Raw genomic sequence first — 13835 nt, 5'->3', positions numbered from 1 at the left:
GCAACTGTAGGTTTGTCTTAAAAAACACCCTGCCGGGTATCCCACCACAGTTGCTTGCCATAGAAAATATCCACCTCCACAACCCTGTCAAAGGGGAAACTTTCGTTAAAGGCTATCTCGTTGGCCGGATAGGCCATCTTGAAAGGAGGGCGGTTATGACTCATGGCGTAGTCATTGCTTACGTTCACGAGTTTAGGCACGTCGGTCCTTCTTACCTCTGCCCAGGCCTCTACACTTTGTTTGTATAGGCTGAGCCAGTTTTGCATGCGGATCTTCTCCAGATTTGTGCTGGTTCCGCCACCCCAAGCAACCTCCGGCTCCAACAAATAGGCATTTGTGGCTTCCGTTGAGATACCGTTTTCCTGCATGGAGACTCGAATTCCCTGCTCATACGCTTCTCTGGCATTACCGCCTGAAATCAAGCCTCGCTCAAGTGCTTCTGCACGGATGAACCAAACCTGCGCTGCATGCATAAAAGGCGAAAATCCCCGATCGTCGTACCCAAACCGGTTTCCGATATGGGACACATTCTGGTTGTTGTTCAATGGAAACCCGGTCTGGCCGATGCCCATTCGGTACCCGTTGAAGAACCCGTTAAGGTTTTTATCTGCGTACACGGGCAATCTGGGATCATTCAGGTTTGACATGGGATCGATCAGGTCGTGGTTGGTGCGGTACTGATCCTGCTTGTTGGTAGGCACACCCAACCTCGCTCTCCAAGGCTCCAGGTTGTTGGTTGCAATGCCAGGCCACCATAGGTAGGCGTTGTCGGCATTGGTCTCAAAGATCGGAAAAGACGAGGGATTGCCAAAGATTTGGCCCAGTACCTGTGCGGCCGCAGCCGGCTCTACCAACGACATACGCATAGCGACCCTTAACCTGATGGAATTGGCAAACTTTCTCCATTTCATGATATCACCGCGATACAGAAAGTCCCCTTCACCGATCGCAGGACCAGAGGGGCTCAGCAACGCCTGCGCTTCCTCAAGTTCATTTAGGATATGCGTGTAGACCTCCTTGTGGGTATCAAAACGGGGATTTAGAATATCCTCATCTTGTAGGCGAAATGCCTCTGAATAAGGGATATCTCCCCACATATCGGACACCTGATGTGCGGTGTAGGCCTTCATGATCAAGGCCACGGCCGCCAGATTGGAATTTCCTTCTCGGAAGGCATGCCTCCTGGCGTCGGCAAAGTAGGCCATGGCCCGATACAGGTTGTCCCATTGTCCATTGTTTATGTCCACCCTAAACTCGTAGTCTCCCGCGCCAATGGCAGCCAACTGACCGGACCAGGTACCTGCGTAGTATATACCGATACGCTCTCCAAACAGTTGACCTGCCATGACGGTCATGCCGGAACCAAAAATGGTCGTAGCCGGTACAACAGAGGGCTGGTTAGGATTGATGTTCATTTCCGTCCAACTGTCCATACAGGAAGTGGAGATCAGTAGGGAGCAAAAGAAGATTGCTCGAATAAAATTGGATTTATAACTTTTCATAATTTCAGCATTTTAGGAAGGTAACGTATCTAAACCGGGTATGTCAAAAGCATACGCAGATTAGAAGGTCAGCCTAATGTTAAACCCGTAAGATCTGGTGGTAGGTGCCATGAAGTTTTCGAAGCCGGTTCCTCTTTCTCCACCACCCATCTGCGAAGCAGCTTCAGGATCAAGTCCCAATTCCTTCGCCTTTGCACTTCGGTGCAGGATGGCTAGGTTTCTGCCAAAAACGGAGAAATTCATGTTTTGAAACTTCCATGCCCGTAGCGTGTAGCCAAAGGTCAATTCACGAAGTTTCAGGAAAGAACCATCGATGATTGAGTACTCGTGGTTGTTCCATACCCAGGCACCGTTGAAGTAGTCTTGGGCAGAGATACGAACGTCATTGGGAGTACCATCACCCTTCACGCCTTCTACGATAATGCCTTCTGCACGCACATTGTTCTGAACCGTATTGACAAAGGCTCCGGTCGGATAGGAGTGCCAGTAGGTACCGCTGAAGAAGTCGCCTCCCACCCGTGCGTCCAATAAGGCACCAAAGGAGAACTGCTTATAGGTAAAGGTATTTTGCAAGCCTCCGATCCAATTAGGGGTCACGTTTCCGAGGATTTTCTGTTGGTTGGTGGTAGCAGGTGTGCCATTCGGAGCAATGACGATGTTTCCCGCATTATCCCTTACATAAGGCAAACCACTGATATCACCCCAGGGCTGACCAGGTGTTCCCACCATTCTAGCACCACCAAAACCAGGGCTGATTGTGATGTTCTCAAGTCCTTCATAGAGTTCCGCTACTAGGCTCCTGTTTCTAGCCCAGTTCACGGTGCTGTTCCAACTGAAATCACCCTTCTGCATCACCAAGCCCCTTACGATTAATTCGATACCGGAATTTTCAATTTTGGCAGCGTTGATCAGCTGGGAAGCGAATCCGGTAGAACGGGCGGTGGGCACATTCAGGATCATGTCTTCCGTCACCTGCCGATAGTAGGTTGCATCAAAAGACAGCCGGTCGCTGAAAAACCTGAAATCGGTACCAATCTCAAAGGAAGTGGTCATCTCCGGTCTAAGGTTTGCCGGAGGCCGAACAGCAGGAGAATTGAATATGGCTACGTTATTGAAAAGAGAGGTACTGTAGGTTCCCATCAACTGATAGGGCTCGGTATCGGCACCCACTTGCGCCCAACTGGTCCTAAATTGCATGTAGTTGAAGTTCTTCGAACCGATCGCAAACGCATCCGTCAAACTAAGGGACAGGTTGGCAGAGGGGTAGAAATAGGATCGATTGGCCTCTGGAAGTGTGGAACTCCAATCATTTCTGGCTGTTACGCCCAAGAAAAGATAGCCTTTGTAACCCACGGATGCAGAAGAGTAAATACTGTAGTTCTCCTTACGGTAGTCGATCATTCCCACCCCAGGGGTACCTCTTACGTTGCCGATGTTGAAAAGGTCCGGCACAATCAGATCCGGCGCGCTGAGAAACATGCTGTTGAATTTGTTCAACCTGAAGTTACCTCCTACCAGACCGATCAGATTGAGGTTGCTGTTCAGGTCTTTGTTCACATCCAAGCGGATATCTGTGTTGAATTCCTGTCGGTTTTCATCCCACTGTGAAAACTGCCCTCCCCTTCTGTTGTTGATATTGGCCCTTGTTCGGGACAGCGTAATTTGCTTTCTCTCTTCGTTATAGTAGTCCAGCCCCACAATGGTATTTGCTACTAGCCAATCGTTTATTTCATAGGCAGCGGTAAAGTTACCGAAAAACCGCTCCCTGTTCAGCGCGTTGGTTTGGTCCAGGTCGTAAAAGAAGTTGTTTACGTTCAGGTTGTACCCACTTCCCAATTCATTGCCATGCTCATGGTATATCTTTTTTACCTCATCCAATGGAATATGCCTAAAAGCACCCCAAGCCAGTCGGGTCATGGATCCGTAGGAAACTTCCGGGATGTTGTCGCTTTTACGGTTTACATAGTTGAAAGTCGATCCAACGGTCAACCTTTCATGGGGGTTCAACGTCACGTTCGCGTTAAAGGTATTTACAGTCTGATCCGTGTTCAGGAATATCCCCTGCATGGTTCGATTGGAGAAGGCCACCCGTCCGTTGGCCTCTTTTCCATTGGCGGTGACGGCCACTTGGTTGACATGGTTTGTACCGGTTTGGAAATAATGGTCCCTGATATTGTTGGGGTTGGAAACCCAAGGGCTGTTGGGACCCTTGATCCATTGATCAAGAAGTAGGCCGGCATCGTAGCGAGGGCCCCAGGACGTTGCGTTTTCGTTTACACCGCCACCTATGCCGTTTACGTAATTATAGCTAAACCGCTTGGCATACTCGTTGTAGGAAAGGTTCGATCCCGGATTGTTCTGAAGGTACATCTGCCAGTCGTACTCGCCGCCTCGCTGACCAATTCCGTACTCATTCTGGAAATTCATAAAGAAAGCGGGCTGGTCAAACACCATTGAAGAACTGACTTCTACACCCAAGCCTTGTCGAGTTTTGCTTCCCCGCTTGGTCTCGATCAGGATAACCCCGTTTGCAGCGCGGTTACCATACAAGGCCGCCGCATTGGCACCCTTTAGAACGGTTAAGGAGGCGATGTTTTCAGGATCAATGTCCGCGATGGCATTTCCGTAATCACGTCCACCTGCCCCATCCAAGTTACTGCTTGTATTGTCCATCGGCACACCATCTACTACAAAGAGAGGCTGGTTACCGGCAAAAGAGGCGTTGCCCCGGATTACGATTCTCGTAGAGGCGCCAATTTGGGAACCACTTTGGTTGATCTGAACACCTGCCAATTTTCCGCTCAGGGCGTTCAAAAAGTTATTGTCCTGCGTAGCCAGCAACTCATCCGCCGACAGGGCCTGTACGGTGTACCCTAGTTCCTTTCGTTCTCGCTGCACACCCAAGGCTGTGACCACTACCTCTTCCAAGCTTTTGGAATCCTCACGAAGCGTCACATTAAATACAGACTGCGAACCGATTTCCAGTGTTTGGGTTTCGAAACCAATAAAGGAAAACGAAAGCCGCTCTGAACCGGCAGGCACCATCAATTCGAACTGTCCTTCTATATTGGTCACCGTACCTGAGGTTGTTCCTACGGCCAAAACAGTAACACCCGGCAATGGTGAACTGGTCTGGTCCGAAACGGTACCGCTGACCCTCCGTTGCGCAAAAGCCTCCGGAACAAATCCGGCCAATAACAGCATGAAAACCGCCATGGGCCACATACTGCGAAATTTTAGTTTAGTAAACGTTGTGTACATAATGGTAAAGTTTGTAAGATTACCTTAAAGTTAAGGGGGATTAAATCCGAAACACTCCATCATCTTAGCCAAAAAATATGGTATCTTAGCTTCTTTCTTGTTTTTCGGAAAAGAAGGAATCAAATAAAAATATCATGTATCAAAAAAGTTAAATCGCCATCTTTTATTTGGCTGTATTCGATCGGTTTTCAGTGAAAAACACCCTTAGGTGATCAAGTTCTGATTTTTGTAAACAATACAGTTATTTAACAAAACATTCCGAATCCACGGAACGGCACATTCAACCGAATCGCTTTTATTCTCCCCCGGTAAAAGGTACGGGCTACCCCTCTGTCCCATCCTAAAGCCGGACAGCTACGCTCTTACCGAACCAGGTAATCGTGTCCTATCTCAACAATAAACTCGATGGCAAACCTGCTTTTTTCCCAAGGCACTTCCTGCCCAGTGGTAAGATCTACGATTTCGGGGTTTTCCCAAGTTGGACTATCTATGGAAATAACGCTTTTGGTTTCTCCATCCCTCCCAAAAAATACGGATTCCGCCCGCTCGGTTATCGGATAAACCCTTCCCTTGAGCACACCAGCTATCTCTTCCACGAGGATTCCCGTTCCACCTACGAAAAGGGGGGTCTTCTCCACCGGAATTTCAAAATCCTTCAACATAAGCGGACCGGTATAGGTATCTCCGGTATCGTAGTCCATCCAGGTTCCCTCAGGCAAGTAAACGTCCCTAGTTAGTGCCGTCTCGTAATCTTCCCCGTACAGGGGATAGGCCATGAGGGCATCTCCTATCATCCATTGATAGCCCCGAATCCGGTGATTTTCCCTATGGTGAACGGATGGGTCGTCCGGAAAAGCAATTGGAAGTGGCGTCATGGTATGCGGATAGCCATCCTGGTAGAATTTAATGGCATTGCTATATAGGTAAGGATGTAACCTCGCATGTAGCAACGCCGACTCCAAAAGAACCCGGGAGACCAAGGAATCCCGGTAGTGCCAAGGCCCTTTCCCCATGGACATGCCCGGATGCAGGGCCGCGATCCGCGCATTTCTCATCAAGTAGGTCTTGATTCGGTCAGATACCTGGCCATCAAAATCCCTGCCCCCAAACAGCCCGCCGATGATGTCCATATACGTTAATGGAAAACCGCTGTAGGCAAGGGTGAGGGAGTTGACCGGTCCCCGATCCTGATTCATGTCGTAGTTGAAGTCATCTATTCGGTGAAGTTCACCGGGTGAAGTCAGGTAGGCGTTTCTTACCATGATCATATACCCCTTCTCCTTCAATGCCACATTGACCGGATCAATTTTGTCGTCGGGGAATTGATAATAGTAATAGCCATACAGATCCTCCTTGAATCCATCTACCCCCCATGTATCGCATAGGTTCACATACCATTCCACGGCTTTCTCGTTATGGGCATCCAATAGGTGCACTGGATTTTCAGGAAAATCAATACGGTAGACTTTCGGTGCCCCGTCTTCCTGGATGAAGTAGCCATTCGCCACCCCTTCCGCAGTAAAGGGTCCGTCCAATAAAAAGGCAATCCGCAAGCCAATCAGGAATTTCAGCCCCTTCTCCCTAAAATAGTTTTTAAACTCCTCGGGGTTTGGGTACTTTTCCTTATCCCACATGCCAAAACTCGTGGTAGATTTATACTTATCCGCCGTCTGCGGCCAAAAACCTGAACCGACCACCATCCATCGCAAGGGGTAACCAAGTGCTAGGTACCTATCTATATCTTCCTTTACCGTTTCTTGGGAGGTTTTCCAAGCCAACGCGCCCCAAGCCTCCCAGCCAACCCCATAGAATTCGTAGGAAGGTTTCATTACGGGAAACCCATGTCTGTTCCTCGCGTCGAGGAAGCTTTTGTAAATCTGCGAGGGTGAGCCAAAGAAAAAATACAGGGCATCTATCTTTTGGGTATATCTACTCCCCTGAACAATGGCTTCTTCCGTGCTCACCACAATCTTGGAGCCCGGGTCAATATTGATCACGGCAAACTCATTGGCCGGATAAATGGCAAAATTGCTCACCATTCGGGAAACATCCCCACTCGACGAATTGAAATCGTAACTCTCAAAGCCTGTTATCTCCGTATCAAATCGGCCCTGATTCGCTGGTACGCGCTGCAGATTTGTCAATACATCACCCAATCCATATCCTGGACTTACTCCTGCCGTACGTAACGCCATGGCGATGGGTTCACTGCCCTCGTGTGCCAACTCAAACCAAGCAGCGTCTCTTGTCAGGCTCAACTTAACAAGGATCTTCAGATCGACACCCAAACCAACCTCAAACAGGTAGCCTCCGTCGGACTTCCCGAGATAGCGCGTTGTCTGGGCACCGCGCAGGTCTTCGGGAGAACCCGCCAAAAGACCGGACTCGGTGTGTGCCTGCACCAAGACCGTTCCGTCTGGCTTTCGGAAGCCAAACCGAAAGCCATCCTTGACCACCACAAATTCCAGTGACCTCTCCGCATGAATGACAACCTCGCCGTCACTCTCTGTAACGTCGGTTTCCTTATCAATACATTGCGAAAAAAACAGTAGCCAAGCAAACGCAAAAAACATCCTTAACGTAGCACGTAAAAAAAGGGCAAGCCCATGTGTTCTGAATTCTTGCATACTTAATTTTCGCGTTAGTTCCTAAGATAATCGAGGGTGATTTCGCCAACAAATATATTCCCTTTACGCTGATATCGAAGTGAAGTTCCCTTTACGGTTAGAATTTCAATTACGGAAGGGGATAAAACCTAGTAAAGTCCAAAGAAAACGTTTGGTTTGGAAAAACAAGTAAACCATCTTTATTCTATGTGGTTCTTTATCTTATTCTTTATATAAACCAATAATCGCAAAAAATATAAATGGTCAGATTACCAAAAAACTAAGCAAATGAAACTAAGAAATCGATTCCTCAACGCTTTTTGTATCTTGATCCTGTTGATGGCAGCAGGTTTCAGATCAAACGCCTGCACCAGGGTAGTGTATAAAGGCCCCAACAACACAGTTTTGACCGGGCGAACCATGGATTTCTCCATCGAGATCCCCGCCAATCAATGGATCTTTCCCAGGGGAATGAAACGGAGCGGTGAGGTGGGGCCGAATTCCATCGAATGGGTTTCCAAATACGGAAGCCTGGGCGTTAGCACCTGGGATATTGCCATTGCGGATGGCATGAACGAAAAAGGACTGGTGGCCAATATGCTTTGGCTCGTAGAGTCCGATTATCCCTCATTCAATAAGGATGGAGATACAAAAGGGATGGCAATCTCTCTGTGGGCGCAGTATGTCCTGGACAATTTTGCAACCGTTGCCGAAGCGGTTGAAGAACTGGGAAAGGAGTCTTTTGCCGTTGTGTCCGATTTTATTCCCGGAACAGACAAGTTTACGACCGTTCATTTGTCAATCTCGGATTCCGGTGGGGACAACGCCATTCTCGAGTACATAGAGGGCAGGTTGGTGATTCACCACGACCCTTCGTATACCGTCATGACCAATGATCCTCCTTATGAGCAACAGTTGGCCATCTCCAAATACTGGCAGAACATCCCCGGCAAAACCTTCCTACCCGGATCAGTGACTGCCGCTGATCGATTTGTACGCGCGTCTTTTTTTATTGAATCCATCCCTCAGACAGAGGATACCCGTATAGCGGTGGCGGGTGTGTTCAGCGTGATCAGAAACGTGTCCGTCCCCTATGGCTTCCAAATAGAGGGATATCCTAATTTGTCAACTACTCGGTGGCGTTGCGTAGCTGACCAAAAGAACCTCGTGTACTACTTTGAAACCTCTCTGACGCCAAATACCTTTTGGGTAGACCTGAAGAAAATTGACTTCAGCGAAAAATCAGGCGTTCGAAAACTGGATTTATCCAACCACCGAACCTATGCAGGCGAGGTATCTGCCTCCTTCAAAAAATCAAAGCCATTTGTGTTCGTGGGGCTATAAGTTGGATAAGAGCACTTGGCGTTTTGATGGGTTCATCGTTCGCCAAGTTCTTCTCCATGAACAAGTAAATGCATCACAATTTCCGGAGGCTGACCCACTGGTTCATTTGAGTGCCTCACCATTGACCCTAAGGTCGGTCAGTGCCAATTTCAGCCATGTCCAATCCCCATCGGGAAGCCTCCATGTAGCGGTCATCTCGGAAGGTACCCGTACCCCTCCAAACTCGGTATTGGCATCGACAGACAAAACCCATTCGGAACGGGAAGCATCGATTTCATTGCCCCGGTACCGCCACGCGGTGAACCGAATAAAATCCCCCGAAGGCGAAAAGTGGAAAACACCACTTCCCTGCGTGCCAGCATAGTTCATGGTTGCCTTGGCGCTGTTTTCATCCAATGGTTCCCAGGTTATGTAGGGGCTAAGTGCCATGGAAGGATACCAAACCACCTCCCCCAAGTACCGCTGTAGGGTTCCTTCGTCGATTTTTTCACCTCTTTCGTTCACTACGGGAAGCAGGGCGTTCAGCTTGATCAACATCTCCCCTTTCCCATCCATATAGCGATCCCTGCCCACAAATCCCAGCATGGGGTTCAATTTCAAATCCACAGACCAAACAAAGCCCGGCGGGTCAAAGGTGCTGTACTGAACCGCTCTGGCATCATACCAGCTCGATTGATCCTGCTGCATTTTCATCGCGGCGTGCTGCTCAACCCGCCCAACCCGAACAAAAGGCTTCCCTACTGCCCCCGAAGTCGATAGCCACCGCCGTACCGGATCCGGCAATCCACCTATATCGGCTTCCGTAAGAATCCTGGGTTCCGGCCTATGTGCCCGGTGGGTCAACTGGGCGATTTCAGCCGATAGGCTGGCTTGGAAATAGTAGGAACCAGCCAATACGATGGAAACCAACAGTATAACTGCATTCGGAAAGGTCCCAAATCTGGCGTCCTGCCAATGCATGAAAACAAGCAGCTGTGAAACCAATACCGCGGCAATCCCAAAAACCCATGCATAGGTGGCTTTGGTGCTATGTAGCCAGGCAAAAACAAAAAACAAAAGCATCCCGGCCAGCCAAAGTACGCCCATAGGCTTGGAAATGGAAATGGTAAGTTCCTTCACATCCTTCCACCCAAACGCCTTTACAAATCCCAACAGGTGGATGGATCCATGGATAAAAACCAGCGCCAAAAAAAGAGTCTTCATCGAGGTATCGGTTTAATGGCTATCCCTACTCACCCAAATACGTCCTAACCCGCGGAATGGTAAGCCATTCGGTTTGTCTCCCGTTGAGGTAGGTGACCGATTCGCCGTCAAAGTAGGCACCTTCCTCCAAGAGAATCCGTACTTCTTTGCCCCATTCGGGCAGGAAAACCAGGGCATTCAGCTCGATTGCGTAAGCCGTATGGGGGTAGAGGGGATAATCACCGGCACCGGGTGTATCCCCCTGATTGTCCCACATGCCTATGGTGGGCCCTGACGCATGTCCATGATAGCCCATGGGGTGGGAATAAATACTGCCCCGTATCCCTTCTGCCTGCATTTGTCTACGGGTTTCCCGAAGGATCTCGTTCCCTGTACGGCCCGTTACAAAATGCCCCGTGAGGATATCCTGTAGGCGGTTGCCCACGCGGAGGGCGTCCTTCAGACTTTGCGGCACATCGGTCTCCCCTGGCTTTAGTACATAGGCCAGTTGCTGGGTATCGGTCATTAGTCGCAGGTAGGAAATGCCAAAATCTATGTGGAGCAAATCCCCCGGCATGATCACCTCAGATGCTGCGCGCACGGCAAAAGAACTGTTTTGTCCCTCATTGGAAGGATCCGCACGCTGTATGTCCACAGTAGGGTGAAACCATGTATCCAGTTTAAGTTCCTTTATGCGCTCCCGGTACCACCAGACGACGTCGTCGGTGGTCGTAATACCGGGGGTGATGACCTTTTCCGAAAGACCCTCTTGGATAATATCGTGCGCCATGGACTGTATATGCCGGTAGGTCGCCATTTCCTCGGGTATACGGGTTTCCAACCATCCGACGGCCAGATGCTGTGCCGATTTGATCCGTTGATGGAAGCTCTCCGGCAAATAATCCAGCAACAGGGTCCGCTCTGTATAGGTCAGTCCGTCGGCATGCCCAAAATCATCCGAAAAATTAAGCCCTATTGTGGATGGATTCCACTCGACGATAAGTTCGGCCAATTGCCTCCACTGATCGGGCTGGGTGTCTGGATCCCAGGCTTTTCGGAAGGATTTGCCCACGTCATAGCGGGCCACAGCCAAGGCCTCCACCTCACTACTGCCCGGAGCCTTGTACAGCATCAACATGGTGCGACGCCTGGCCGCATGCCAAGTAGCCGGTAAAAAAGTCCGGATAACCGGGTCTTCGTTGTACTCCCTGGAGATAATCACCCACATGTCTATTCCTGCACGGTCCATCAACGTGGGCAGCAGGGTTTTGATCCGCTCTTCCAACCATCGGTCTACTACCGCGGCCTGTTCGCGCTGGGATAATACATGGTGGGATTGCGCCCGAACCATTCCAAAGGAACCGCATCCAATCCAGAGCAAAAGCAGTAAAATTCTTGAATTCATGGTAAACATCGTTTTGATAAAGATACAAGTAGGAGCTGGAAATCACAACGCTCGGCAAATCAGGGCTTGTTTTCCAGGATAAGAACACTGGGGATTTCACTGACACCCCTCATCAGCAATTTGCTATATTCCAGCGTATTGTGCAGGTAGGCTCCCAGGACAATATCGACGTCCCCATCGCCATCCAGGTCTCCCACATCCATGGTGAGCCATTTGCCACCGGCAGCCTCGGGAACATAGTAGGGACGGAAATTCATTCCACCGAGGTTTTCGAATAGCAAAAACTGCTCTTCAGGACGATCCAGTTCGTCGTAAAAAGCGATGGTAGCGAGGTCCAGGTCTCCATCTCCGTCAAAATCAACCGCCATGGCTTTGGCAGCGCCGTATTGTGGGTAAAACCACGCTTCCCGAAATTCATCGTTGCCTAGGTTTTCGTAAATCCGAAAGCCATGGTAAGGCTTGGGAACGGCGGAATAATCCCAATTGTCCCCATTGCTAACCAATAGATCCAATGCGCCGTCACCCGTGAAGTCATGCATCTCAAAATAACTGCTGCCCATCACGGGAGCAAACCTCAGCAGCACTTTTTCGGGCCCAAAATTTCCCCCGCCCAGATTGTAAAAAACAGAGATGCGCTCATCTCCCTGGCAAAAAAGCGCAACAATATCGGGTTTACCATCCCTGTTCAGATCCACGACCTCTACCCTTCTGGCACCGGGACCGCCCAGCCGAATCGGGACGGAAGCCATAGCCCCTCCCCGGTAAACGGACAGATTGCCTCCGTTATGGCCATAATTGCTGATCACCAAATCCGCTCTGCCCTGCTCAAAGATCGATGCCCACACACCATCCACCGGACGTTTTAGCTGTTGCAGTACCTGACTCCAGGCACTGACGTTCAAATCCATCTCGTAGAGCGCACCCGCCGCAAGGTCGCTGGGTGCTATGGAACCGATCGTCAGAAATTGATAGACATTCGGTGCTTTGCGGATAAACTGCACAGCAGGACTGGATATCTCCGGAAGGGTAAACAGTTCATCATTCAGTACCTTCACGTACAGCTGATTGGTTGTTGCATCGGAAATAAAGAGCTCCTCCCGCTCTTCATTGATGGCCACCATACTCGTCTTTGGGCTTTTTATCCCTTCTATAAACAGGGACTTGGGGCTAAATCCCTTCAACCGTTCCGGTTGTTGTCGTACGGCCTGGTTCGGCAGCTCTTCCGGAGCCGTTGCGTTGTAGAAATCCATAATCTCCCTAAAATCAGTATGGCTTATCAGGCTGGAAGAAGGATAAACCCCTAGGCTTTTGACGATTTCGATTTCCTCCTTTGATTTCTTTTCCCAAACCCCCAGACTATCCTGCGCTTCGCGAAATCCCATTAGGGCCGCCATTTGGGGGAGGACACTGGATTTCCAAATGCGCTTGGGAAGCAGATCGGGAGATGCATAGGCATGACAGGTGCTGCAATAGCTCCTGGCCAGGATCGCCCCCCTCTCCAAGGCCTCCTCCTGCGCATATAGTGATGTACTTACCAGAAGCCAAAAGAGCAACAGCATCCACTTTCGTCCTTTGGCTAAGCCAAACGAAACCCCAAGGCGTCGAACTGCTTTCTTTGGGTGGTTCTCAAATTCTAGCTGTTGGCTCATGCTGTTGTTTCTCTATACGTACGCCCAAATATAGCTGATTCCAAGATTCAGGCCGGCTTTTCCGTTTCCAGTGATTTGAGGGATTTTGCTCGAAAACCACCTTCCCAAAAAACCGTTTCCAATATACGGGGAAGCCGGGTTAGTCGAAACTTTTTCACGCGGGAATAATTCCCTATCTTCGATTTTCGGTGACTTTCATCTAGATTCATTTACCTTTTTGAAGGTACACTTTATGACCCTGTAACCAAACACTGATCCTTTCATTTACAAAAAACCGAACGTATTTCCATGATAAAACTGAAAATCAACCTAGTAGCATTCTTTATGTTCTGTTCCATCTACGGATTTTCGCAAAACAGCGACCCCCAGGAGCAGAAGCGATTAGCCGAATTGGACGCCTTCTGGACGGAAGTATCACGCACCATTGCCGAAGGTGACTTTGAAGCCTATGCAGAAACGTTTGACGAAAAGGCAACCTTGGTTTCCGGCATCGGCGAAAAAGCCTACCCTATCGCCACGGCCCTGGCCGGCTGGAAGAAGGAATTTGACGATACCAAGGCAGGCCAACGAACATCATCGGTGGCTTTCCGCTTCAACCGGCGATTAGGTGACCCGACCACTGCCTATGAAAGCGGTATCTTCTACTATTCGTTTGAACAGAACGGTGAACAGAACGGCTATTACATCCATTTTGACGGGCTGTTGATCAAAGACGGTACCTGGAAAATGATGCTGGAATACCAAAAGAGCCGGGCGAGCAAATTGGAGTGGGATGCACTGAAATAGGCCAAACCACCCGGATTGACCCCAAACACCCTGAATCGGACGGCACAGCTTTCAAAGAAAAAGGTACCAACCCCGAAGAAGACCAAAACCAACTAAGTTT

Annotated in this window: 8 protein-coding genes; 2 read left to right on the top strand and 6 right to left on the bottom strand. The window is 49.5% G+C overall.

Annotation, left to right across the window (positions count from 1 at the left end):
- Window positions 1–17: 17 nt before the first annotated feature.
- The 3 genes from ADIS_RS08820 to ADIS_RS08810 form a co-directional block, all read right to left on the bottom strand.
- The gene (locus ADIS_RS08820; RefSeq protein WP_010854100.1) at window positions 18–1502 is read right to left on the bottom strand and encodes a SusD/RagB family nutrient-binding outer membrane lipoprotein; all 1485 of its coding nucleotides are present in this window, start codon (window positions 1500–1502) and stop codon (window positions 18–20) included.
- Between the two features lie 60 nt (window positions 1503–1562).
- On the bottom strand, window positions 1563–4763 hold the full coding sequence (locus ADIS_RS08815; RefSeq protein ID WP_081634896.1) for a SusC/RagA family TonB-linked outer membrane protein: 3201 nt from the start codon (window positions 4761–4763) through the stop codon (window positions 1563–1565).
- Window positions 4764–5125: 362 nt separating this feature from the next.
- On the bottom strand, window positions 5126–7390 hold the full coding sequence (locus tag ADIS_RS08810; RefSeq protein WP_010854098.1) for a TIM-barrel domain-containing protein: 2265 nt from the start codon (window positions 7388–7390) through the stop codon (window positions 5126–5128).
- Window positions 7391–7657: 267 nt separating this feature from the next.
- On the opposite strand from ADIS_RS08810, the gene ADIS_RS08805 reads away from it, so the two are divergent.
- Window positions 7658–8713, top strand: a complete 1056-nt coding sequence (locus ADIS_RS08805) for a linear amide C-N hydrolase (protein ID WP_035805313.1) — start codon at window positions 7658–7660, stop codon at window positions 8711–8713.
- 102 nt (window positions 8714–8815) lie between these two features.
- Here the strand turns inward: ADIS_RS08805 and ADIS_RS08800 are convergent, their stop codons facing one another.
- Genes ADIS_RS08800 through ADIS_RS08790 form a run of 3 tightly spaced genes read right to left on the bottom strand, consistent with a single transcriptional unit; the run spans window position 8816 to window position 12949 of the window.
- Complete coding sequence (locus ADIS_RS08800; protein ID WP_010854096.1) at window positions 8816–9916, bottom strand: DUF6544 family protein; 1101 nt, start codon at window positions 9914–9916, stop codon at window positions 8816–8818.
- Between the two features lie 25 nt (window positions 9917–9941).
- On the bottom strand, window positions 9942–11300 hold the full coding sequence (locus ADIS_RS08795) for a M24 family metallopeptidase (protein ID WP_010854095.1): 1359 nt from the start codon (window positions 11298–11300) through the stop codon (window positions 9942–9944).
- A gap of 59 nt (window positions 11301–11359) precedes the next feature.
- Entirely contained in the window at window positions 11360–12949 is a 1590-nt protein-coding gene (locus tag ADIS_RS08790; protein ID WP_238325415.1) for an FG-GAP repeat domain-containing protein, read from the bottom strand.
- A gap of 288 nt (window positions 12950–13237) precedes the next feature.
- On the opposite strand from ADIS_RS08790, the gene ADIS_RS08785 reads away from it, so the two are divergent.
- The gene (locus tag ADIS_RS08785) at window positions 13238–13735 is read left to right on the top strand and encodes a L,D-transpeptidase (protein WP_010854092.1); all 498 of its coding nucleotides are present in this window, start codon (window positions 13238–13240) and stop codon (window positions 13733–13735) included.
- Window positions 13736–13835 lie beyond the last annotated feature (100 nt).

This window comes from Lunatimonas lonarensis, assembly GCF_000390185.1.
Lineage (GTDB): Bacteria > Bacteroidota > Bacteroidia > Cytophagales > Cyclobacteriaceae > Lunatimonas > Lunatimonas lonarensis.
Note: the sequence above shows the minus strand (reverse complement) of the source record. Positions and strands in the feature narration are given on the sequence as shown.

Excerpts from the sequence above, each read along its gene's own strand:
- ADIS_RS08820 (WP_010854100.1), bottom strand. The coding sequence starts at position 1,502 with ATGAAAAGTTATAAATCCAATTTTATTCGAGCAATCTTCTTTTGCTCC.
- ADIS_RS08815 (WP_081634896.1), bottom strand. The coding sequence starts at position 4,763 with ATGTACACAACGTTTACTAAACTAAAATTTCGCAGTATGTGGCCCATG.
- ADIS_RS08810 (WP_010854098.1), bottom strand. The coding sequence starts at position 7,390 with ATGCAAGAATTCAGAACACATGGGCTTGCCCTTTTTTTACGTGCTACG.
- ADIS_RS08805 (WP_035805313.1), top strand. The coding sequence starts at position 7,658 with ATGAAACTAAGAAATCGATTCCTCAACGCTTTTTGTATCTTGATCCTG.
- ADIS_RS08800 (WP_010854096.1), bottom strand. The coding sequence starts at position 9,916 with ATGAAGACTCTTTTTTTGGCGCTGGTTTTTATCCATGGATCCATCCAC.
- ADIS_RS08795 (WP_010854095.1), bottom strand. The coding sequence starts at position 11,300 with ATGAATTCAAGAATTTTACTGCTTTTGCTCTGGATTGGATGCGGTTCC.
- ADIS_RS08790 (WP_238325415.1), bottom strand. The coding sequence starts at position 12,949 with ATGAGCCAACAGCTAGAATTTGAGAACCACCCAAAGAAAGCAGTTCGA.
- ADIS_RS08785 (WP_010854092.1), top strand. The coding sequence starts at position 13,238 with ATGATAAAACTGAAAATCAACCTAGTAGCATTCTTTATGTTCTGTTCC.